A 22,600-nucleotide genomic window follows, 5' to 3' on the forward strand; every position below is an offset into this window, starting at 1 on the left:
CACCGAAAAAACGGTAAGCGGTGCGTGATTCAGTTCGCGAAGGTCGGATTACTGGGTCAGCGAGCCCGTCAGGTCGTAGACGGTCACGCCGCCGACGGTCTGCGAAGCGAAGTTCGCCTTGACCCAGGCCGCGATCTTCGACGATGCGTTGCTTCCGCCATTCGACGTGCCGACCGAGCTGCCCACGAAATAGTGGATCTTGCCCGCCGCGACGTAGGCCTTGAACTCGGCCAGGCTCGGTGACGGATCGCTTCCGTTGAAGCCGCCGACGGGCATGACCGACTTGAGAGTCGCGAGCTGATAACTGGCCGCCGTGTCGGAGCCGATCGCCGCGGCAACCCAGGTGTACTGGTCGGCATCGGTGAGCAACAGCTTCTTGAGGGCCGACGAGACCGTGGTCGAGCCTCCGAAGATGCCGCCCATGCCACCGCCACCCCGAGCCATGCCGCCCACGCCACCGGTCGGCGCCGTGCGAGTGCCAGCGCCCGTGCCAGTTCCAGTTCCAGTGCCAGCCCCGCCGGGCGTACCACCAAAGCCACCGGGCGGCGTGCCCATTCCGGTACCCGCTCCGGTGCCTGCCCCGGTCCCGGTCCCGCCCTGCGTGCCGCGAGCGCCACCGCCCGCACCGGGCGCGCCACCGCCGCCGCCGAAGCCACCGCGAGCGGAAGCCACCGCAGGCCCGGCCGACGGGATCGACCCGGTGTGGGCGGTCGAGGCCGTCTCGATCGAGTAGGCGAGAGGCCCGAGCAGACCGCCGACCAGCATGAGCGACACGGTCGCCGCAGCCAGCCCGCGAGCGCGCCCGGCCGAGCGCCCCATAGCGCCAGCAGCACCGGCAGCGACGCCACCTGCACCACCGACAGCACCCTCAGCAACGCCACCGGCAACGCCACCGGCACCAGCACCACGCCCACGAGGCACCAGCACGAGCACCGCAGCGGCCACGCACGCAACGACGACCACGAACTTCAGCCACGGCAGCCAGTCGGTGGCCCGGGCGAGCAGCGCGTACGACCAGGCCGCCGTCACGAGCATGGTGACTGCCAAGACGATCCGCGGCCACCAGCGCGTGCGGGCGGCGTTCCAGACGATGGAGCCGCCGATGGCGACGGTCCCGGCGAGTGGGGCGGCCAGGGCCACCGTGTAGTACGGGTGGAAGATGCCGCCGGCGAAGCTGAAGACGAGTCCGGTGACGACCAGCCAGGTCGAGAAGAGCAGCAGGGTGGCGCGGCGCACGTCGATCCGGTGGCGCCGACCCAGCACGACGAATGCGGCGACCATCACGATCAGGGCGGCGGGCAGCAGCCAGGTAATTTGGCCGCCGATCTCCGAGCCGAAGAGGCGGGTGATGCCGGTCGAACCCCAGGATCCGGCTCCCGCCGCCCCTGTTCCGCCCGTCACCGAGCCCGTCTCGTTGCCCGTCAACCGGCCGAAGCCGTTGTAGCCGAACGTCAGCTCGAGGAACGAGTTGTTCTGCGACCCGCCGATGTACGGACGCATCGAGGCGGGAACGAGCGAGACGATCGCGACCCACCAGCCGGCTCCGACGATCACGCCGCCGAGGGCTCCGAGCAGGTGCAGCAGTCGCGTCTTCCAGCGGAGGGGCGCGCAGAGGAAGTACACGGCCGCGAGCTCGGGGAGGATCACGAACGCCTGCAGTTGCTTTGTGAGGAACCCGAATCCGACGACCACTCCCGCCCAGATGACCCATCGGATCCTGCCCGATTCGATGCCGCGCAGCGTCAGGTAGACGGCCAGCGTCATCAGCAGCAGGAGCATCGCGTCGGGGTTGTTGAACCGGAACATCATCACCGCGACCGGCGTCAGCATGAGGGTGCCGCCGGCGATCAGAGCGGTCGCCGCCGAGAAGTGCCGTCGCACGATCACGTAGACCAGGAAGACCGTGGCCACGCCCATGAGCGCCTCGGGCAGCAGGATGCTCCACGACGAGAGGCCGAACAGGCGCACCGACAGCTCCATGATCCAGAGCGACGCGGGCGGTTTGTCGACCGTGATCGAGTTGGCGGCGTCGGAGGATCCAAAGAAGAACGCCTCCCAGTTCGATGCCCCGGCCTGGACGGCCGCCGAATAGAACGAGTTCGCGTAGCCCGAAATCGAGAGATTGGTGATGTAAAGCACCGCCGAGGCGATTATGAGCCCCCAGAGCGACGGTCGCTCCCAGCGCGGCGAGGTCGCCGGGCCGAGAGCCAGCCAGCGCCCGGCCCGTCGGAGCCGGGACGGCGGCGATGCGGCAGCGGACGAAGGATCCGACGTGGCCGACGCGGGCGGAAGAGAAACGGTGGTCATGACTGGCTCGCCTTCGTCAGAGTCTCGGCGGTGTGGTGATGAGCGTGCGCGCTCGGCTGGTCTGCGACCTCGAACGCCCGTCGCGGCTCGAGCGTCGGGGCGGGTTTCGCCTCGCGGCGAAAGACCCAAACGCGGAGCAGCACGAACCGGACGACCGTGGCGATGAGGTTGGCTGCCGTGAGGACGACGAGTTCGACGTGGGCTCCTGCATCGGGCGACACCCGGTGCAGGCCGACGAGCGAGCCGGAGGTGATGACCCAGGCGATCCCGAACACGATGAGGCCCTGGGCCTGATGCTTGACCTGGCCGCTCCCCCGCACCCCGAAGGTGAATCGTCGGTTGGCGGCCGTGTTGCCGATGGTCGTGATCAGCAGCGCGAGGAAGTTGGCCAGCTGGGCCGGCACGAACTGCTGAAAGAGCAGGTAGATGACGGCGTAGGCGGCTGTCGAGAGCACGCCGACGAGACCGAATCGGATCACCTGCCCGAAGAACGACGGCGCCGGTTGGGCATAGGGATGACGGCCGATCTGGTCGTAGATGGCGCCCACCGGAATGCGGCCCCGGGCGATCCCCGTAGCGACGCGGACCATTCCTCGGAGATCAGCGGAGGCGGTCGCCACGATGTCGACGGACGACTGTGGGTCGTCGACCCAGTCGACCGGCACCTCGTGGATGCGGAGGCCCGACCGTTCGGCGAGGATCAGCAGCTCGGTGTCGAAGAACCAGCCCGTGTCTTCGACGAGGGGCAGCAGGTGAGCCGCCACGTCGCTTCGGATGGCCTTGAAGCCGCACTGCGCATCGCTGAACGACACGCCCATGGTCCGGCGCAGCAGCAGGTTGTAGGTGCGCGAGATGAAGTCGCGCTTGCCGGCCCGGGTGATGCGCGAGGAGGGATCGAGGCGCGTGCCGATCGCCAGGTCGGAGTGCCCGGAGAGGAGGGGCGCGACGAGCGGCTTGAGCGCCGACAGGTCGGTCGACAGGTCTTCGTCGACGTACACGAGCACGCTCGCCGTCGACTCCGACCACACCTTCTTGAGGGCGCGGCCCCGGCCCTTCTGAGCGAGGTGGACGGCGATCACGCCGTCGAGTTCGTTCGCGAGCGTGTCGGCCAGCGCCGGCGTGGTGTCGGTCGACGCGTTGTCGGCGATCGTGATCCGCCACGTTTCCGTCAGGGAGCGCGAGAGGTACGCGTGCAGAGCGGTGATGCTGGCTACGAGGGTCGCCTGCTCGTTGTACACGGGCACGACGATGTCGAGGTCGAGGGTCTTCGTGATTTCGGGCATGGATCGAGAATGCGATCCGTCTCAATGAGGGCGACTGATGCACCCGATGAGATCCCTATGAAAACGAGCGGAGAGCAAAAAACGCAGGATCCGAGGAGGCGCTCCTCGGATCCTGCGTTCTGGCTCTGTGTTTTTAGTTGGTGCTCTCGCGGCGATCTTCAGGGTCGACCACCGGGTCGCTGTCTTTTGCGTCGAGGGCGTAGTGGACCTGGAGCTGCTCGCCCACCAGGTGTGCCTTCGTCGCCGTGTAGACGAAACCGGTCTCGGTTCCGTCGATGAGCACGTAATCGGTGATCTCGTCGTCGTAGGAGCCATTCGTCGACACGCGCTTGTCGGTGCGGCCATCGCTCGGCCCGCCCTCGAAGAACACGACGTATTCGGAGCCTTCTTCGACCTGGAGCTTTTCGTCTGTCATGGGAACTGTCTACCAGGCGGGGCCCCCGGAATGTTCAGCGTCGACCCCCGCGAGCCCCTCGCTAGACTCGCGACATGCCTTCAAGCGACAGACTCGTGTGGATCGACTGCGAAATGACCGGGCTCGACCTCGGCGTCGACGAATTGGTCGAAGTGGCCGTCGTCGTCACCGACTTCGACCTCACTCCCCTTCACCCCGGGTTCGACATCGTCATCAAGCCCGACCAGGCCGCACTCGACAATATGGGCGAGTTCGTCACGAAGATGCACACCTCGTCCGGTCTCATCGATGAGATCCCGAACGGCGTGAGCCTCGCCGAAGCCGAATACGAGGTGCTCAACTACATCCTCGAATACGCACCTGACAAGGGCAGTGCCCCGATCGCCGGCAACACCATCGGAACCGACCGCACGTTCCTCGCTAAATACATGCCGCGTGTCGACTCGCACCTCCACTACCGCTCCGTCGACGTGTCGTCGATCAAAGAGCTCTCGCGCCGCTGGTTCCCGCGCGTCTACTTCAATGCCCCTGCGAAAAACGGCGGCCACCGCGCCCTCGCCGACATCCTCGAATCGATCCGCGAGCTCGAGTACTACCGACTCGCCGGCTTCACCGCCGAGCCCGGCCCGACCACCGACGACGTGCAATCCATCTCGAAGTCGGTAGTGGACAAATGGGCCCCGCGTTTGGGATAGACTTGTCGGGTTGCTTCGTTCGTCAAGCTCTCGCCAGCTAGGCGGGCGAAGTCGCATGGTGGGTATAGCTCAGCTGGTAGAGCGCCTGGTTGTGGTCTAGGAGGCCGCGGGTTCAAGCCCCGTTACTCACCCTCAGAAATGGTCGGGCCCTGCCCTCTCTCACGAGAGCAGGGCCCGATTTCTTCGTCGTGCCCATTGCTTTAGATGCGCAAGCGCATCTAAAGCGGCACAGAAATGGTCGGGYYCTGCCCTCTCTCACGAGAGCAGGGCCCGATTTCTTCGTCGTGCCCATTGGCTTCGATGCACAAGCGCATCGAAAGCGGACCAGAAATGCTCGTGTCCTTCGGCTCGGTTCGCAAGGCTTCAGGACTTTTTTGGGCTCGAACATCTTATATATCTCTGATATTCTGGTGGCATCAATCCGACCCGGGGGTAGATGTGCCCAGATCAGGCCGCAAACCGACAACCACTCTTGCCACCACAAATGGCAGACGCTCCGATATTCAGGGCCTTCGTGCCCTGGCCGTCATCGGTGTCATCGCCAACCACCTGACAGGAGCCCCCTCGGGTGGCTTTCTCGGAGTCGACGTCTTCTTCGTCATTTCCGGCTTTCTCATCACGGGGCTGCTCGTACGCGAGCGTCAGCAGACCGGGCGCATCTCTCTCGCTGACTTCTACCGACGCCGGGTCAAACGCATCGTCCCGCTGGCCCTGCTCGTCACAATGTCGACGTGTGTGGCCGCGTTCGCACTGTTCAACTCCGCACGAGCCGACTCGGTTCTGACCGACGCGAAGTGGTCCGCCGCGTTTCTTGCCAACTGGCATTTCGCCGCCTCTGGCACCGACTACTTCACGAGCCAGAACGCCACTTCCCCGTTGCAGCACCTCTGGTCGTTGTCCGTCGAGGAGCAGTTCTACGTGGTCTGGCCGCTTCTCCTCATCGCCGGCTTCTTCGCCCTCTCCACGGCCCGGTTCTCGCTCCAGCGCGGTGCCCTCGTCGCTGTGGCGATCGCCCTGGTCGGGGCGTCCTTCTTCTACGCGGTCGCGTCGACCAGCGCCGAGCCGATCGCAGCGTATTTCTCGACTCCAGCCCGAGCGTGGGAGCTCGGGTTCGGTGCCGTCCTCGCACTCGCCCTGCCGCTTTGGGAGCGCATTCCCCGCGCGGTGAGCGCCCTCGCCTCGTGGTTCGGCCTCGGGGGCATCGTGGCGTCGTTCGTCTTCATCGATGCGTCGTTCGCTGTTCCCGGCCCTTGGGCGCTCGCAGCCGTTGCCTCGTCCGGGCTCGTCATCCTCGGCGGGGCTGCCCGCACGGCGCCCCGGCTCGTGCCTCTGTCCAATCCGGTCACGGGATTCCTCGGTGACATCTCGTACTCGCTCTACCTGTGGCACCTGCCCGTGATCGTGTTCGTGGGGGTCTCGCTCGAGGCCGGCTCTCCGGCTCTGTATGCCGCGGCGATCGCACTCACGGGCGGCCTCTCGGTTGCGACCTACTACCTCCTCGAGCGACCTGCCCTGTCAGCGCCGCTCCTTACGGGCGAATCGGTCCAGAATCGCGCGGCTCTCTGGCGAGAATGGCGGAAAGCGCATGGAGCGACTTACCGTACTGGCGGCCTCGCCGTCCTTTCGGGCATCACTGTCGTCCTCTGCGCCGCGACCCTCCTCCCCTCGACGTCACCCGCGGTCACGCGTCCTCTCCCCGTGGCCGGAGCGGCTGGAGAATCCAGCACCGCTACCGACCAGGGCGGCCCCGTGCAGCAAAAACTCGCGAAGCAGATCGAGGCAGCGCTCGGGGCCAGCACCTGGCCAGACCTCGACCCCTCCATCGACGCGGAGATCAACGGCCCAGACGCGGCCTCCGAGGTGGCGACCTGCGGCCAACCCGGTCGCATCGATATCGGTAGCTGCAGTTGGGGGTCCCCCTCTGCGAAAAAATCCCTGGCGGTAGTGGGCGACTCCGTCGCCCTTGCCTACGCCAAGACGTTCATCGCCATGACGGAGGCGCATGACGATATCTCGGTCACGAGCCTTGGCCAGTTCGGCTGTCCACTCGCCGATCTCCCGCTTCACGAGAGCAGCACAGACAAAACCGAGTGCTCTCGGCATCGTGAAGAGACGCTGACGACGCTCGAAACGCTCAAGCCCGATGTCGTAGTCGTCACTGACACCTACGCTCCGCTCACCGATGCCACCACGAAGGCATCCGTCTCGGCGGCCCAATGGAAGACCGGCATGAAGGGCGTCACCGATCGCATGGCCGCTACCGGGGCACAGGTCGTCTTCCTGCCTCCGCCACCGCCGGGGGCCGTTCTCGAGACGTGCTTCACTCCCCGCAGCGTTCCGTCCTCCTGCATCTCACGCGTCAGCAGCACCTGGACGGCCCGGGCCGAGACCGAGAAGAGTCTGGCGAAGTCGGTGCAGGGCACCTTCGTCGACACGCGGCCCCTTTTCTGTGTCTCGGGCCTATGCCCTGCCTTCGTTGGCCGCGACGTCGTCAAATCCGATCTCAATCACCTCACGGTCCGCTACGCCACCGCGATCGCACCGGCCATGTACGAACTTCTGAAGGAGGCGGGGGTTCTCAGTCCGGCGTGAGAGGCTGACCGCATGCTCGAGGTGGATGCGAACGCGTTTGAGAAGCTCGTGATCGACGAGCTCGACCTCCTTCCCGACGACATGTTCGAGGGTCTGGAGAACGTCGCCTTCGTCACCGAAGATCGCCCCGAAGACGGCTCCCTCGACCTCCTCGGGCTCTACGACGGCGTGAGCCTCACCGAGCGGGGCCAGTACGGCTTCGGCGAGCTACCCGACCGCATCATCCTGTATCGGGAGCCCCACCTCGCGGCGTGCGACACCGAAGACGACCTCCGCGACGAGATCCACGTGACGCTCGTCCACGAGATCGGTCACTACTACGGTTTCGACGACGACAAACTGCACGAGCTCGGCTGGGCGTAGTCGTTCAGCCCTCCACGACGACGTCGGCGAGCCGGCGCGGGTCGTTCGCCACACGGTGCGCTTCCTCCTGCTCGGCCCAGACATCCCACCACGCACTGTCGGCGTAGTCCGCGGCGTCCACTACCGACCGTTCACGCACACGCGACCGCCGAGAGTCATCGTCGAGCTCGACCCACACGCGCAGCGTAGCCAGAGGAGCCGAGGCTCGGGTGAGGGCACCGGCACCCTCGATCACCAGCGGCCGTCGCGGGTCGAGGGAGCGCCAGGTGGAAGGCTCATTGGCGTCCCAGTCCCAGCGGCGGTGGCCGGTATCAGCGGCGCGGAGCATGTCGCGGACGACGGCCTCGGAGGCGCGAGCGAGGCCGTGCCAACCGGGATACACGTCGTCGAGCTCCACGAGCTGAGCGTCGAGGAGTGGCGCCAGGGCTCGGCCGAGTGTCGTCTTGCCGGATCCTGATCTCCCGTCGATGAGCACGACCGGACGCGCGCTCCCAGCCTCCGCACGCGAGGCGAGCAGGGCGAGAGAAGTCGACGAAGACAACGACAGTGGCGGTATTTGATCAGGCAAAGACGATCGACCAGGTTCCCGCGAGGCACGCCGCGACGACCGCGACGGTGGCGATGACGACGGCCAGGACGACGAGGATCCACTCGGCACGCCCGAACGTCGACTCACGCGCCCACGTGCGGGGTGCGTCGGTGCCGAATCCCTTCGCTTCCATCGCCGTGGCGAGTTTGCTCCCCCGGCGCACCGAGAGCACCAGGAGGGCGAAGGCCATACCCGTGCCGCGACGGACCGCCCCGACGATGCCACCCTCGTCGGCGACGCCCCGGGCACGCCGGGCGAGCCCGAGCTGCCGCCAATCGTCGACGAAGAGGCCCACCAGCCGCAGGCCCGCGAGACCGCCCAGCACGAAGCGGGCGGGAAGGCGCAGAACCTGAGCGAGGCCGTCGGCGAGGTCGGTGGGGTCGGTGGTGGCGAAGAGCACGATGCCGGGGATGCCGACCGCGAGGATCCTGAGCCCGATCGCGAATGCCAATGCGACCGACCCCTCGGTGACGGTGATGAAGCCGAGCCGCCACAGGGTCGCACCGGAGTCGACGCCGTAGAGCGAGGTCGCGATGACGGCGAGCGGCGCCGCGATCCAGAGCGGCAGCGTGCGCTTCACCAGCTGCCGCGGGCTGAGCCCCGCGAAGAGGAGCAGAACGGCCTCGAGCGCGAGCGCCGTACCCGCTGAGACCCAGTCGATGGAGAGCAGCAGTGTGATGCTGACGATCACGGCGGCCAGCAGCTTGGCGACCGGATTGACGCGGCCGATCGCCCGGGTCGTCTCGATGGTGGAGAGGATCGTCATGCCGACACCGCCGCCCGAGAGGCCGAGATGCGAGGCACGGCGCGGGAGCCGCACGGCGCGAGGGTCAGCACTTCGTCGGCGAGCACATCCACGAACTCGGCGTCGTGCGTGACCGCCACGATGGCGCTGCCGGAGTCGAGCAGTTCGGCCGCGAGCACGACGAGCTCGCGCCAGGTGCGGGCGTCCTGCCCGAAGGTCGGCTCGTCGAGCACGAGCACCCGAGGCCGTGAGGCGAGCACCGTGGCGACCGAGAGTCGGCGCTTCTCGCCGCCCGAGAGCGTGAACGGGTTCGCCTCAGCGAGATGGGCGAGCCTGAGGCGCTCGAGCAGGTCGTCGACGCGCGCATCGACCTCGGTGGGAGCGAGGCGCAGAGCCCTTGGTCCGACCGCCAGTTCGGCCCGCACGCTCGACGCGAGCAGTTGGTGCTCAGGATCCTGGAAGACGGTTCCGATCCGGGTCAGCAGCTCCCGTGACTTCCAGCGGATCGGCTCTCGTGCCGCCCCTGCGGCGAGCGGGCCCGCGGCCTCGAGACTGCCCCCGGCCGGAGGCAGAAGCCCCGCGACCGTGAGCGCCAGCGTCGATTTGCCCACGCCGTTCGGGCCCGTGATGGCGAGGGCGCGTCCGGCAACCACGGAGGCGTGGATGCCGGTGGCGACGGTGAGGCCGCGCTGGCGTCCGACAGCGAGGTCGGACACGTCGAGGAGGGGCGTCGGCGTCGGCTGCGACGTCGAGCGCGGAGGGAGGACGGGCGGTCGCCCGGGCACCCAGACGCCCGCCTCCGTCAGCGTCGCGGCGTGGGCGCCGAGGACGGCGTCCGGGGTGCCGTCGGCGAGAACGCCGCCGCCGGCTGCCAGCACGACCACGCGATCGACCACGGGGAGCCAGACCGACACGCGGTGCTCGACGACCACGAGCGTCGCCCCGCTCTCGGCGGTGACCCGGGCGACCGCGTCGCGCACTTCACGCACCCCCTCGGGATCGAGGTTGGCCGTGGGCTCGTCGAGCAGCAGCAGCCCGGGCCGCATGGCCAGGGCTCCGGCGAGCGCGAGTCGTTGCTTCTGGCCGCCCGAGAGAGCCGACGTGGAGCGGTCGAGGGGCACGTCGAGTCCGACGGATTCGAGGGCCTCGTGCACTCGCGACCAGATCTCGTCGCGCGGCACGCCGAGATTCTCCGGGCCGAAGGCGACGTCGTCGCCGACGCGCGCGAGCACCACCTGGGAGTCGGGATCCTGGAGGACGAGCCCCGCCCGCCCGCGCTGCGTCGCCGCGGGGCGACCGTCGATGAGGAGCTCGCCGGCCGAGTCGCCCTCCTCGTCACCCCCGAGGACTCCGGCGAGCCCCGCGAGGAGCGTCGACTTGCCCGCGCCGGAGGACCCGAGGAGGAGGACCCGCTCGCCGGGTTCGATGACGAGGTCGAGGGAATCGACGGCGGGCTGGATCCTCGAGGCGTGCCGCCACGACCACCCTCGTGCGTCGACCCGCGCACCCGGCCCGGGCGCGCGGATCACGTCAGACCCGCTTCGTGGCCGAGCGGCCGCTCGCGAACCGGCTGAGTGCGCCGGAGGCGGCGAGGCCGCGGACGGCGAGCCAGGAGAGGAGCCCGGCCAGCACGGCGCCGGAGACGACGGACGAGACGAGGTAGATGACCTTGAACTCGGGTGCGTAGGCCGCGACGCTCGAGAAGTTGGTGTCGAGGAGCCCCGCCGCGAGGCCGGCCCCCATGCCGGCGAGGAGCGCCGCGCCCAGCCGCCACGACCGGTAGAGGAGCACGGCGAAGAGGAGTTCGGCGCCGAGACCCTCGAGGATGCCCCAGATGAGCGTCGAGAAGCCCCACTGCGTGCCCACGAGCATCGACACGACGGCCGCGACGATCTCGGTGTAGAGCGCGGCCCCCGGCTTGCGGATCACGAGGCCGCCGAGCACACCGGCGAAGAGCCAGCCGCCGGCCAAGAGACCCTCGAGGCCCGGCGAGAAGGTCAGCAGACCGCTGAGCGGGGTCCAGGCGAGACCCCAAGCCCAGAAGATGACGCCGGCGGCGACTCCCAAGACGCTGGCGACGACGATGTCGACGACCCGCCACCGACGGGGCGGCGAGGCCGGGGTGCTGCTCGAGGTGGTGCGAGTGCTCGCAGAAACAGACATGCGTTCTCCTCCCTGCGCCGGCATGATCCGGATCAGGTTCGACGGTCGAAGCGTGGATCGCTTCCTCTCAACCCGGCTCACCGGACTCCCGTGTGTTGTGGGTCGAGCATAACGCCTGCCGCGTCCCCGTGCCGGGGAGGGCCCGGACGCGATCAGCCGATCGCCCGTAGGCTTAGCCGAGTCCTGACGGAGGTTCGATGATCACCTGGCCCGGCAACCCCTATCCCCTCGGTGCCAATTACGACGGCAGCGGCACCAACTTCGCCATCTACTCGGAGGCGGCCGAGCTTGTACAGCTCTGCCTGTTCGACGACTCCGGAGTCGAGACGAGGGTCGACCTCGTCGAGGTCGACGCCTACGTCTGGCACGCCTATCTGCCGAGCGTGCAGCCGGGGCAGCGCTACGGCTACCGAGTGCACGGCCCCTACGACCCGTCCAAGGGGCAGCGCGCCAACGCGAACAAGCTCCTCCTCGACCCGTACGCGAAGGCGACGAGCGGCGAGATCGACTGGGACGAGGCGCTGTTCGCCTACAACTTCGGCGCGCCCGATTCCCGCAACGACAAAGACAGCGCGGCGCACATGATGATGAGCGTCGTCATCAACCCGTTCTTCGACTGGCAGGGCGACCGTCCGCCGAAGTACACCTACGACGAGACGGTCATCTACGAAGCCCACGTCAAGGGCCTGACCGAGACGCACCCCGACATTCCCGAGTCGGAGCGCGGCACCTACGCGGGAGTCGCCCACCCGGCGATCATCGAGCACCTCAAGGGGCTCGGGGTCACCGCCATCGAGCTCATGCCGGTGCACCAGTTCGTGCAAGACAACACCCTGCTCGAGAAGGGCCTTCGCAACTACTGGGGCTACAACACCATCGGCTTCTTCGCACCGCACCAGCAGTACGCCTCGGTGACCGACCACGGCCAGCAGGTGCAGGAGTTCAAGACGATGGTCCGCGTGCTGCACGAAGCGGGCATCGAGGTCATCATCGACGTGGTCTACAACCACACGGCAGAGGGCAACCATCTCGGGCCGACCCTGTCGTTCAAGGGCATCGACAACGCCAGCTACTACCGCCTCGTCGAAGACGACCAGCAGTTCTACATGGACTACACCGGCACCGGCAACTCGCTCAACGTGCGTCACCCGCACTCGCTGCAGCTGATCATGGACTCCCTGCGCTACTGGGTGACCGAGATGCACGTCGACGGCTTCCGCTTCGACCTCGCGGCTGCCCTCGCCCGCGAGTTCTACGAGGTCGATCGCCTGTCGACCTTCTTCGAGCTCGTGCAGCAGGATCCCATCGTCAGCCAGGTCAAGCTCATCGCCGAGCCGTGGGACGTCGGGCCGGGCGGTTACCAGGTCGGCAACTTCCCGCCCCAGTGGACGGAGTGGAACGGCAAGTACCGCGACACCGTGCGCGACTTCTGGCGCGGTGAGCCGGCGACCCTCGGCGAGTTCGCCTCGCGGATCACCGGATCGGCCGACCTCTACCAGCGCGACGGACGACGGCCCATCGCGTCGATCAACTTCGTCACGGCCCACGACGGCTTCACCATGCGCGACCTGGTGTCGTACAACGAGAAGCGCAACGAGGCCAACGGCGAGAACGGCAACGACGGCGAGAGCCACAACCGCTCCTGGAACTCCGGGGTCGAAGGCCCCACGACCGACGAGGCGATCACCGCCCTGCGGCGCCAGCGGGTCAAGAACTTCTTGGCGACCCTGATGCTGAGCCAAGGCGTGCCGATGCTGCTCCACGGCGACGAGCTGGGTCGCACGCAGAACGGCAACAACAACACCTACGCGCAAGACAGCGAGATCGCCTGGGTCGACTGGGAGAACGCCGACGCCGAGCTCGTCGAGTTCACGACACGGGTGATCGAGCTCCGACGCAAGCACCCGACCTTCCGCCGCCAGAGCTACTTCGACGGACGCAATGTGCGGCGTGGCGAGGGCGACCCTCTGCCCGACATCGTCTGGCTGACGCCGGAAGGCGAGTCGATGACCGCCGACGAATGGGATTCCGGTTTCGGGCGCTCGATCGGCATGTTCCTCAACGGCAACGGCATCCACGGTCGCGACAAGCGAGGCGGTCGGGTCACCGACGTCAACTTCGTCGTGTACTTCAACGCCCACGACGAGGCCGTCAGCTTCACCCTGCCCTCCGACGAATACGCGGAGTGCTGGGAGGTCGTGCTCGACACGACCGACTCCCCCGAACCCACCCACGCGATCAAGGCCGGTGACGTGCTGCCCGTGCCGGGCCGCTCGATCGTCGTCCTCCGCGCCAGCACGGAAGACGCCGAATGACCCGCGCGCCCCACCCTTTCTCCACCTACCGTCTGCAGATCCGCGAGGCGTTCGACCTCGACAAAGCCGCCGCCGTGACCAAGTATCTGAACGACTTGGGCGCCGACTGGGTCTACCTCTCGCCCGTGCTCGAGGCGGAGCCGGGCAGCGACCACGGCTACGACGTCGTCGACCACTCCCGGGTCGACCCGGCTCGGGGTGGCAGCGTCGGCCTGCAGAAGCTCTCCGACAGCGCGCACGGCCTGGGCCTCGGCGTCGTGATCGACATCGTGCCGAACCATATGGGCGTCGCCACTCCGGCGTCGAACTCGTGGTGGTGGGACCTCCTGAAGCACGGTCAGGAGTCGCGCTACGCCACGGCGTTCGACGTCGACTGGACGGCAGGCGACAACAAGATCAGGATCCCGGTGCTCGGCGACGCGGGCGACGACCGTTTCGACGCTCTCGAGGTCGTCGGCGACGAGCTCCACTACTACGACAACCGGTACCCGATCGCCCCCGGCACCGCTGCCGCCGGCGACGCGGCCGTTGACGTGCACAGCCGCCAGAACTACGAGCTGGTGCACTGGAAGCGCGCCGACTCCGAGCTGAACTACCGGCGCTTCTTCGCCGTGAACACCCTCGCCGGCATCCGGGTCGAAGAGGGCTGGGTCTTCGATGAGTCGCACGCCGAGATCGGTCGCTGGTTCCGCGAGGGGCTGGCCGACGGGCTCCGTGTCGACCACCCGGACGGCCTCGCCGATCCGTCTGGCTATCTAGACCGCCTCGCCGAGCTGACGGGCGGCAAGCACGTGCTCGTGGAGAAGATCCTCGAGGGCGACGAAGAGATGCCGAGCGACTGGGCGACCGCCGGCACGACAGGCTACGACGCTCTCGGTGAGTACGAGCGAGTGCTCGTCGACCCCGACGGACGTGACGCACTCGGCGCGCTCGACTCCGCCCTCCGCTCGGAGCCCGCGGGCGAGTTCTCCTGGGAGGAGATGATCCTCGGCACCAAGCGCGGCATCGCGGACGGCATCCTCGGCAGCGAGATCCGGCGGCTCGCCAGGCTGCTCGGCGAGAGCGGCGCTCCGACGGATCCTCGGGTCGTCGACGCACTCGCCGAACTCGCCGCCGCCTTTCCCGTCTACCGCAGCTACCTGCCGCAGGGCGGCGAGCAACTCGCCCGCGCCGCGGCAGCCGCCGGGGCCGCTCGCCCCGACCTGACCGACGTGATCGCCACGGTCGTGCAGAGGCTCGGCGACCCGACCGACCCGGCGGCGGTGCGGTTCCAGCAGACCAGCGGAATGGTGATGGCGAAGGGCGTCGAAGACACGGCGTTCTACCGCTACAGCCGACTCGTATCGCTCAACGAGGTCGGTGGCGAGCCGAACGTGTTCTCGTTCACGGCCGACGAGTTCCACGCTCGGCAGCAGCGCCGCCTCGCGACGTTCCCCCACGCGATGACGACCCTGTCGACGCACGACACGAAGCGGTCAGCCGACGTGCGCGCCCGCATCACCGTGCTCGCCGAGGTGGCCGACGAGTGGGCCGCGGCGCTCGAGCGACTGCGCCAACTCGCCCCCGTCGGCGACGGACCGTTCGAGAACCTCCTTTGGCAGAGCATCGTCGGCGTCTGGCCCGCTTCCCGTGAGCGCCTCCACGACTACGCCGAGAAGGCGTCACGCGAAGCCGACCTGTCGACGCACTGGACGGCTCCCGACGAGGAGTTCGAGAAGCGGATGCACGCGCTGGTCGACGCTTGCTTCGACGACGACCGGGTCGCGAGTGAGCTGGAGCGCATCGTCGAGGTCGTCCGAAGCGCCGGATGGTCGAACTCGCTCGCCCTCGCGGCCTTGCAGCTCACTGGCCCCGGAGCACCCGACGTCTATCAGGGCGGCGAGCTGTGGGATTACTCGCTCGTCGACCCCGACAACCGTCGCGAGGTCGACTTCGACGAGCGCCGCCGCCTCCTGGCGGCCATCTCGGCCGGCGAGACCCCTCCCGTCGACGAAACCGGCGCTGCCAAGCTGCTGCTGACGCACCGGGCTCTGACCCTCCGACGTGACCGGCCCGAACTGTTCGAGCGCTACGTGCCCCTACCCGTCTTCGGCGAGGCGGCCTCGAATGCCGTCGCGATCGACCGCGGTGGCGCCGTCGTCGTTGCGACGCGCCTTCCGGTCGGTCTTCGCGAATCCGGCGGCTGGCGGGGCACCGAACTCCACCTGCCCGCGGGCGACCGTATCGACGCGCTCACCGGGCGACGCTTCACCGGCTCTCGCATCGCCCTGTCCGACCTCCTGGCGACCTACCCCGTCGCCCTGCTGATTCCCGCCCCTCAGAAAGGCTGACGTGGCTCTCTACGACGTCTGGGCCCCCGAGCCCTCCCGTGTCCGACTCCAGCTCGACGGCACCGTGCACGAGCTGGCCCGAGGCGACGACGGCTGGTGGCGCGCGCCCGCCGACCTCGACCGCAGCCCGGGTCATCGCTACGGATTCCTGCTCGACGACGCCGAGACGCCCGTGCCCGACCCTCGGTCGCTCAGCCAGCCCGACGGCGTCCACGGGTTGAGCGAGACGTTCGACGCGACGACGTTCGCCTGGACCGACTCCGACTGGAAGGGCCGCCCGCTCGCCGGATCGGTGATCTACGAGCTGCATATCGGCACCTTCACCCCCGACGGAACGCTCGACTCGGCCATCGACAGGCTCGATCACCTGGTCGACCTGGGTGTCGACCTGGTCGAGGTGCTGCCGGTCAACGCTTTCAACGGCACGCATAACTGGGGCTACGACGGCGTCGACTGGTTCGCGGTCACCGAGAACTACGGCGGCCCGGCGGCCTATCAGCGCTTCGTCGACGCGGCTCACGCGCGGGGCCTCAGCGTCGTCCAAGACGTCGTCTACAACCACCTGGGCCCATCGGGAAACTACCTGCCGCAGTTCGGCCCCTACCTGACCGACAAGCACGCCTCCACCTGGGGCACCGGAGTCAACCTCGACGACGCCGGCTCCGACGAGGTGCGCAGCTACATCTCCGACAACACAATGCTCTGGCTCGACACCTTCCACGTCGACGGCCTGCGTCTCGATGCCGTTCACGCGCTCGTCGACGACTCGCCGGTGCACCTGCTCGAAGAGCTCGCGATCCGCACCGATCACCTCGAAGCCGTCTCGGGTCGCAGCAAGTGGCTCATCGCCGAGAGCGACAAGAACGACGCCTCGCTCGTCACCCCGCGCGAGGCGGCCGGTCGATCCGGTGCCGCGTTCGGAATCGACGCGCAGTGGTCCGACGACTTCCACCACTCGGTGCACGTCGCCCTGACCGGCGAGACCACCGGCTACTACGCCGACTTCGAGCGTCTCGCCGCCCTCGAGAAAGTGCTGACTCGCGGTTTCTTCCACGATGGCACCTGGTCGTCGTTCCGCGAGACGTATCACGGCCGTCCCATCGACACCGAGCGCATGCCCGCCTGGCGTCTCGTGGTCGCGAACCAGAACCACGACCAGATCGGCAACCGCGCCATCGGCGACCGGCTCGCTGCGACCCTCGACGAAGGGCAGCTCGTCATCGCGGCGGCGCTCACTCTCCTGTCGCCGTATACGCCGATGCTCTTCATGGGCGAGGAGTGGGCCGCGTCGACGCCGTGGCAGTTCTTCACGTCGCACCCCGAGCCCGACCTGGGTGAGGCCACCGCGAAGGGGCGCATCGCCGAATTCGCCAAGATGGGATGGGACCCGAGCGTCGTGCCGGATCCTCAAGCCCCTTCGACCTTCACCGACTCGAAGCTCGACTGGAACGAGCTCGCCACAGGTCGTCACGCGACCGTGTTCGACGCGTACAAGCGGCTGACAGCCCTTCGTCGCGCCGAACCCGAGCTCGTCGACCCTGCGCTTGCCGGCGTGGCGGTCGACTACTCCGAAGACGAGCGGTGGCTCGTGCTGAAACGCGGCTCGCTGCGCATCGCCGTCAACTTCGGCGAGGATCCAAGAGAACTCCCGGTCGAATCGAGCGCCGTGCTCTTTGCGAGTGACCCGTCGATCGTCTCCGGCCGAGCGCTTCGCCTGCCCGGGCATTCGGTTGCCGTGGTGCGATAAAACAGTTGGCACTGCTCTTGTAGGAGAAATATCAATAAGGCATAATAGAACCGCCCGTAGCCCGATCGGACGGAATTCTTGTGCCTTCTTTCTCGCGACTTCCTCAGCGCCCGACCACACCCGGCCACCGCAGCGACATCCAAGTTCTCCGTGCCGTCGCCGTCGTAGCCGTCTTCGCCGACCACCTCCTCGCCTTTCCCGGCGGGGGGTTCTTGGGCGTCGACGTCTTCTTCGTGCTCTCCGGGTTCCTGATCACCGGGCTTCTCCTCCGCGAGCACGCCTCCTCCGGCCGCATCTCGCTCCGGCGCTTCTTCGTCCGGCGCGTCAAACGACTGGCGCCCGCGGCGCTTCTCGTGCTCGGGGTCACGGTCGCGGTGTCCGCTCTCGTGTTCAACGCGGTCCGCGCGTCGTCGATCCTGACTGATGCCCTGTGGGCCTCCCTCTTCGGGGCGAACTGGCGATTCGGCAGTGTCGGAACCGATTACTTCGCCGCCGACACCCCCGTCTCCCCGCTGCAGCACTTCTGGTCGCTCTCCGTCGAAGAGCAGTTCTACCTCGTCTGGCCGCTCGCCCTCATCCTCCTGCTCGCCCTCGGCCGCGCGTTCCACGCTCGCGGGCGCACGGCGCTGGTCGCCGGCGGGCTGGCGGCCCTGGTCGCGGCCTCGTTCGTCTGCGCCCTCGTGACGACCGGCGAGAGTCCGACTTCCGCCTACTTCTCCACGTTCGCCCGGGCATGGGAGATCGGGGCCGGTGCCCTTCTCGCCACGCTGACGCCGCTCCTCGGGCGCATTCCCGACCGAGTGCGGCCGGCCCTGGGCTTTCTCGGCTGCGCCGGCATTCTCGGCTCGTTCGTGATGATCGACGAGGCGTTCCCCGTGCCCGGCCCGTGGTCGCTTGCTCCCGTGATCGCCACGCTCGTCGTCCTGGCCGCAGGAACGGGTCGGGCCGACCCCGATCTCGCCGTGGTCCCCTTCGAGACCAACCGGGTGGTCGGGTATGTCGGAGACATCTCGTACTCGCTCTACCTCTGGCACTTCCCCGTCATCATCGTGCTCGCGTCGGTGTTGCCGAGCGGCCTTTTCGAGCTCGTCGCCGCTGCCGTGCTTTCGATCGGGTTCGCGATCGGCTCATACCACCTGGTCGAGCGCCCCCTGCTCCTGTCTCCCCTCTTCACATCCGGGCCGGGCGTCCGTGCCCGATGGCGCTCCTGGCTCGCCGACGTGCGGCCCACCTACCGCCGCGGCAGCCTCGGTCTCCTCGCCGGCCTCGCTGTGATCCTGTCGGGTGCCGCGGTGGTCGGCTCGGCCCCGGTCACGCCCGCGTTGCCTCCCGAGCTCGCCCAGGCCTCTGAGAAGGCATCCGACGCCTCGACCGCGGGGCCCGAGGTCACGGCCCTCCAGAAGAAGATCGAGGCGTCGCTCAAGCTGACCTCCTGGCCCACGACCGACCCCAGCATCGAGCAGGTCTTGGCGGGTGATACCGGTGCCGATGCCGAGGTGGATGCCGCGTACCGCTGTTCGGCCGTGACGGGGTCTCTCACCTCGACAACTGATCCCACCTGCTCCTTCGGAGCCTCCGATGCACCCAAGACCGCCTTCGTCGTCGGCGATTCCATGGCCGCTTTCGGGTTCCCGGGCCTCGCCGACATCGTCTCCGACCCCAAATCGGGATGGAAGCTGCAGAACGTCTCGAAATTCGCCTGCCCCTACGTCGACCTCGACGTCTCGTTCGACGGGACGGAAGACAGCTGCCTGCAGCACAAAGAGGCCGTCCTCGACGCCATTCGGAGTTCCGAGCCTGACATGGTCATCGTCTCGAACGCGTACACCGAAGCCAAAGACCGAAACGGCAAAGCGATCAGCGCGGCCGACTGGGACGCCGCGACAAAGCGGGCTCTCACCGAGTTGGCGAAGTCGACCGACAAACTGGTGATCCTGTCGCCACCGCCCGCAGAGCAGAACATCAAGACGTGCTACACCCCGTCGAGCACCCCCGGCAACTGCCTCTCGCACGTCGTCGGCACCTGGCAGCATCGAGCCGCGTCTGACCAAGCTCTGATGCGCACCCTCAAGGGCTCGTGGATCGACAGCAGGCCCCTTTTCTGCGCGTACGACCTCTGCCCGGCCGTCATCGGTTCGACGGTGGTTCGGATGGACTTCAACCACATCACCCCGGGCGCGGCCCACCTGACTTCGGCGGCTCTGGCCGAGCTCCTCCGCAAAGCCGACCTCCTCAGCGCATGAAGCAGCGTCAGTCAGTCACGCATCGCCGCCGCGACATTCAGGCGCTCCGGGCCCTCGCGGTCTCCGCGGTCTTCGCCAATCACCTTGCGGATCGTCCTGCCGGGGGCTTTCTCGGCGTCGACGTCTTCTTCGTCGTCTCGGGCTTTCTGATCACCGGTCTCCTCCTCCGCGAGCACCGCACGACTGGGCGTATCGCTCTCGTCGCGTTTGCCATTCGACGAATCGTGCGGCTCGCCCCGGCTGCATTCCTCGTCCTTCTCGCAACCGTCGCCCTCTCGGTCTTCGTCTTCAGCCCATCCCGTCTGGCGACGATCTCCGTCGACGCGGTCTGGGCTGCCCTGGCCGCAGCCAACTGGCGATTCTCCACAGACGGCACCGACTACTTCGCGGCGGCATGGTCGATCTCGCCGCTGCAGCACTACTGGTCACTGGCTGTGGAGGAGCAGTTCTACCTGGTCTGGCCACTCCTGCTGGTTCTGCTCCTGTTCGCCGGCCGCCGAGTGGGTGACTGGGGCCGCGGCGCGATCCTCGTCGTCGGTATCGCGGCCGTGACGCTGGGTTCGTTCGTCGTAGCGCTAGACCTCACTGCCGATCACCCCAGCGAGGCGTACTTCTCGACGTTCGCCCGGGTCTGGGAGCTCGGAGCGGGGGCTCTCCTCGCGGTCGTGGCACCATGCCTGGCCAGGATCCCCGACCTCGTCCGTTTCCCCCTTCGAGTTGCCGGCCTCGCGGGGATCCTCGCGTCCTTCCTGCTGATCCCGGCATCGTTCCGGGTGCCTGGGCCGTGGTCGCTCGCGCCGGTAGCCGCGACGATAGTCGTCATCGCTGCCGGCACCAGACGAGACTCAGCCCCTCCCCGACCGATTCCCCTTCGGATCGACCGAGGAGTCGTCGCTCTCGGAGACATGTCGTATTCGCTCTACCTCTGGCACTTCCCCGTCATCGTCCTGCTGGAGTCGTTGATGGGGCGATCCGTCTGGATTATCCTTCCCGCGACCGCTCTCACTTTCGCCCTCTCGCTCGCCACCTACCGCCTCGTCGAGCGCCCCCTCATTTCGTCGCCAATCGGCTCCGTGGGCCGCGGAATCAAATCGACCTGGCGAGACTGGCGCCGGTCCGTCCGGGCGACCTACCGACGGGGCCTCCCCGTCGTCGTCGCCGGCGTCACCATCGTCGCTACCGCCGCGGGCCTCTTCATCGCGCATCCGCCCCAACCGCCGACACTTCCCGAACAGACGGCGTCAGATGCAGCCATCGCCCAGAGAGAACCGGAGCGGGCTGTACTTCGCGACCGCATCATCGCCTCCCTTCGAGAGTCGACATGGCCCGACGTGAAGCCGAGCATGGAGACCATCCTGGCGAACTCGTATGCCACAGACCTCATCAACGGGTCGCCCGAGGGGAAGTACTACCGGTGCTCGACGAAGACCTCCGGTTCGGAGGTCAGCCCCGACTGTCTGTTCGGGCCTCGGAATGCCCCTCGACTTGCCTTCGTGCTGGGTGACTCCATGGCGGCGTTCGAGTTTCCCGGCCTCGGTCAATTTGCCGAAGCCTCCGGCTCGAAATGGAAAATCCAGAACGCTTCGAAGGTGTCGTGCCCAATCGGAGACAACACCGACACGAGCGAGGAATGCCTCAAGCACCGGGCTGCGGTCGAAAAGGCGATCAGGGCGAAGCACCCCGACGTGGTCTTCATCTCCAATATCTACGGCGACTCGAACGACCCGGAGAAGGAGCGGGCTTCCCACCGGGCGATCGCAGGGGCCGTCTCCCGCATCGCGCGCTACACCGACAAGATCGTACTCCTGGCTCCCCCTCCGTCGCAGAACAACATTCGCAACTGCTTCACTCGCTTCAGCACTCCGAGCAGTTGCCTGAGCCGCGTCACCGACGGCTGGAAGGCTCGCGCTCGGTTCAAATCAGCCCTGGCACGGTCTCTCCGTGGCGTGTGGATCGACAGTCGCCCGCTGTACTGCGCCTACGACCTCTGCCCCGCCATCATCGGCACGACGCCGGTCCGCTACGACTTCAACCATCTGACCCCCGAGGCAGCGCACCTGACGTCGCCCGCCCTCATCGAAACGCTGAACGACGCAGGAGTCCTCGACTGAGCCGCGACGACGGCGCACCCGAACGGGCGCGCTACTCCGAGCGGGCCGACACGTAGGTGTCGACGTACTCCTGGGGAGTGAGCTTCTGCACGGCCGCCATGATCTCGTCGGTGACCGCACGCAGCCGCGCCGCGTCGTAGTCGCCCGTCACCTTCTCGAACGTCAGGGGTTCCCCGAAGGTGACGGTGACGCGGGCCCGTCGAGGGAGCTTGGATCCCTTGACCATCACCCCGTCGCTGCCGACGATGCCGAAGGGCACGACCGGCACTCCGGAGGAGAGCACGAGACGGGCCACCCCGGTGCGGCCCTTGTGGAGCTTGCCGTCGCGGCTGCGTGACCCCTCGGGGTAGATGCCCAGGGCGCCGCCTCGCTCGAGCACACCGATTCCGGTATCGAGCGCCGCCTTCGACGCCGACCCGCCGGCCCGGTCGATCGGGAGCTGCCCGATCTGCGTCAGGAACCAGCCGAGCAGACGCCCGCCGAATCCGGTCTTCGTGAAGTAGTCGCTGCCGGTCAGGTAGGTCATCGGCCGGTTGGCCGCCCCCGGCACGAACACGGAATCGATGAACGCGATGTGGTTGCCCGCGATGATGACGCCACCGCGTTTCGGGATGTTCTCGAGACCGACGACCCGCGTCCGGAAGAAGAGGAACATCACCGGGCGGACTGCGAAGAAACGGAAGAAGCGATACACGAGGCCAC

At 67.6% G+C, this 22,600-nt stretch carries 16 protein-coding genes and 1 tRNA gene; 9 read left to right on the forward strand and 8 right to left on the reverse strand.

The genetic code is table 11. The annotated features are described in order from the left end of the window. Positions 1–48: 48 nt before the first annotated feature. The 3 genes from VH571_RS06510 to VH571_RS06520 all read right to left on the reverse strand — a co-directional run bounded on the left by VH571_RS06510 (position 49) and on the right by VH571_RS06520 (position 4,005). The gene (locus VH571_RS06510; protein ID WP_423263821.1) at positions 49–2,307 is read right to left on the reverse strand and encodes a glycosyltransferase family 39 protein; all 2,259 of its coding nucleotides are present in this window, start codon (positions 2,305–2,307) and stop codon (positions 49–51) included. Beyond that, positions 2,304–3,590, reverse strand: a complete 1,287-nt coding sequence (locus VH571_RS06515; RefSeq protein ID WP_423263822.1) for a glycosyltransferase — start codon at positions 3,588–3,590, stop codon at positions 2,304–2,306. The genes VH571_RS06510 and VH571_RS06515 overlap by 4 nt, the downstream gene beginning before the upstream one ends. 133 nt (positions 3,591–3,723) lie before the next feature. Then, a complete protein-coding gene (locus tag VH571_RS06520) occupies positions 3,724–4,005 on the reverse strand; it encodes a hypothetical protein (protein WP_055962843.1) in 282 nt (93 codons plus the stop codon). 74 nt (positions 4,006–4,079) lie between these two features. Between VH571_RS06520 and orn the strand changes: the two genes are divergently transcribed. The 4 genes from orn (at position 4,080) to VH571_RS06540 (ending at position 7,655) form a co-directional block, all read left to right on the forward strand. Then, positions 4,080–4,700, forward strand: a complete 621-nt coding sequence (orn, locus tag VH571_RS06525) for an oligoribonuclease (protein ID WP_423263823.1) — start codon at positions 4,080–4,082, stop codon at positions 4,698–4,700. A gap of 58 nt (positions 4,701–4,758) precedes the next feature. Then, positions 4,759–4,831: transfer RNA gene (locus VH571_RS06530), tRNA-His, on the forward strand. 307 nt (positions 4,832–5,138) lie between these two features. After that, on the forward strand, positions 5,139–7,292 hold the full coding sequence (locus VH571_RS06535; RefSeq protein WP_423263824.1) for an acyltransferase family protein: 2,154 nt from the start codon (positions 5,139–5,141) through the stop codon (positions 7,290–7,292). Between the two features lie 12 nt (positions 7,293–7,304). Beyond that, on the forward strand, positions 7,305–7,655 hold the full coding sequence (locus tag VH571_RS06540) for a metallopeptidase family protein (RefSeq protein WP_123942689.1): 351 nt from the start codon (positions 7,305–7,307) through the stop codon (positions 7,653–7,655). Positions 7,656–7,659: 4 nt separating this feature from the next. Here the strand turns inward: VH571_RS06540 and VH571_RS06545 are convergent, their stop codons facing one another. From VH571_RS06545 to VH571_RS06560, 4 genes are read right to left on the reverse strand one after another with little or no spacing between them, the layout of a single operon-like run. Further along, positions 7,660–8,196 (reverse strand): ATP-binding protein, encoded by a 537-nt coding sequence (locus VH571_RS06545; protein ID WP_423263825.1) that lies wholly within the window; start codon positions 8,194–8,196, stop codon positions 7,660–7,662. A gap of 19 nt (positions 8,197–8,215) precedes the next feature. Further along, positions 8,216–9,010 carry an energy-coupling factor transporter transmembrane component T family protein gene (locus VH571_RS06550; RefSeq protein WP_423263826.1) on the reverse strand — a complete coding sequence of 265 codons (795 nt, stop codon included), beginning with the start codon at positions 9,008–9,010 and terminating at the stop codon, positions 8,216–8,218. Further along, entirely contained in the window at positions 9,007–10,518 is a 1,512-nt protein-coding gene (locus VH571_RS06555) for an ABC transporter ATP-binding protein (protein ID WP_423263827.1), read from the reverse strand. Before VH571_RS06555 ends, VH571_RS06550 begins: the two co-directional genes overlap by 4 nt. 1 nt (position 10,519) lies before the next feature. Continuing rightward, positions 10,520–11,152 carry an ECF transporter S component gene (locus tag VH571_RS06560; protein WP_123942691.1) on the reverse strand — a complete coding sequence of 211 codons (633 nt, stop codon included), beginning with the start codon at positions 11,150–11,152 and terminating at the stop codon, positions 10,520–10,522. A 197-nt stretch (positions 11,153–11,349) separates the two neighbouring features. On the opposite strand from VH571_RS06560, the gene glgX reads away from it, so the two are divergent. The 5 genes from glgX (at position 11,350) to VH571_RS06585 (ending at position 21,898) form a co-directional block, all read left to right on the forward strand. Continuing rightward, a complete protein-coding gene (glgX, locus tag VH571_RS06565) occupies positions 11,350–13,467 on the forward strand; it encodes a glycogen debranching protein GlgX (RefSeq protein WP_423263828.1) in 2,118 nt (705 codons plus the stop codon). Then, positions 13,464–15,797 (forward strand): malto-oligosyltrehalose synthase, encoded by a 2,334-nt coding sequence (gene treY, locus VH571_RS06570; RefSeq protein WP_423263829.1) that lies wholly within the window; start codon positions 13,464–13,466, stop codon positions 15,795–15,797. Before glgX ends, treY begins: the two co-directional genes overlap by 4 nt. Before the next feature lies 1 nt (position 15,798). Further along, positions 15,799–17,544 carry a malto-oligosyltrehalose trehalohydrolase gene (treZ, locus tag VH571_RS06575; protein WP_423263830.1) on the forward strand — a complete coding sequence of 582 codons (1,746 nt, stop codon included), beginning with the start codon at positions 15,799–15,801 and terminating at the stop codon, positions 17,542–17,544. Positions 17,545–17,624: 80 nt separating this feature from the next. Then, entirely contained in the window at positions 17,625–19,787 is a 2,163-nt protein-coding gene (locus VH571_RS06580) for an acyltransferase family protein (RefSeq protein WP_423263831.1), read from the forward strand. Beyond that, on the forward strand, positions 19,784–21,898 hold the full coding sequence (locus VH571_RS06585; protein ID WP_423263832.1) for an acyltransferase family protein: 2,115 nt from the start codon (positions 19,784–19,786) through the stop codon (positions 21,896–21,898). The genes VH571_RS06580 and VH571_RS06585 overlap by 4 nt, the downstream gene beginning before the upstream one ends. A 31-nt stretch (positions 21,899–21,929) precedes the next feature. On the opposite strand, the gene VH571_RS06590 is transcribed toward VH571_RS06585, so the two are convergent. Then, entirely contained in the window at positions 21,930–22,592 is a 663-nt protein-coding gene (locus VH571_RS06590) for a lysophospholipid acyltransferase family protein (protein ID WP_233573088.1), read from the reverse strand. Between the last annotated feature and the right edge of the window lie 8 nt (positions 22,593–22,600).

The organism is Frondihabitans sp. 4ASC-45 (assembly GCF_049472575.1).
Taxonomy (GTDB): Bacteria; Actinomycetota; Actinomycetes; order Actinomycetales; family Microbacteriaceae; genus Frondihabitans.

Bases quoted from the DNA above. Each gene is read 5' to 3' on its own strand.
- VH571_RS06510 (WP_423263821.1), bottom strand. From the start codon at position 2,307: ATGACCACCGTTTCTCTTCCGCCCGCGTCGGCCACGTCGGATCCTTCG.
- VH571_RS06515 (WP_423263822.1), bottom strand. From the start codon at position 3,590: ATGCCCGAAATCACGAAGACCCTCGACCTCGACATCGTCGTGCCCGTG.
- VH571_RS06520 (WP_055962843.1), bottom strand. From the start codon at position 4,005: ATGACAGACGAAAAGCTCCAGGTCGAAGAAGGCTCCGAATACGTCGTG.
- orn (WP_423263823.1), top strand. From the start codon at position 4,080: ATGCCTTCAAGCGACAGACTCGTGTGGATCGACTGCGAAATGACCGGG.
- VH571_RS06540 (WP_123942689.1), top strand. From the start codon at position 7,305: ATGCTCGAGGTGGATGCGAACGCGTTTGAGAAGCTCGTGATCGACGAG.
- VH571_RS06550 (WP_423263826.1), bottom strand. From the start codon at position 9,010: ATGACGATCCTCTCCACCATCGAGACGACCCGGGCGATCGGCCGCGTC.
- VH571_RS06560 (WP_123942691.1), bottom strand. From the start codon at position 11,152: ATGTCTGTTTCTGCGAGCACTCGCACCACCTCGAGCAGCACCCCGGCC.
- glgX (WP_423263828.1), top strand. From the start codon at position 11,350: ATGATCACCTGGCCCGGCAACCCCTATCCCCTCGGTGCCAATTACGAC.
- treY (WP_423263829.1), top strand. From the start codon at position 13,464: ATGACCCGCGCGCCCCACCCTTTCTCCACCTACCGTCTGCAGATCCGC.
- VH571_RS06585 (WP_423263832.1), top strand. From the start codon at position 19,784: ATGAAGCAGCGTCAGTCAGTCACGCATCGCCGCCGCGACATTCAGGCG.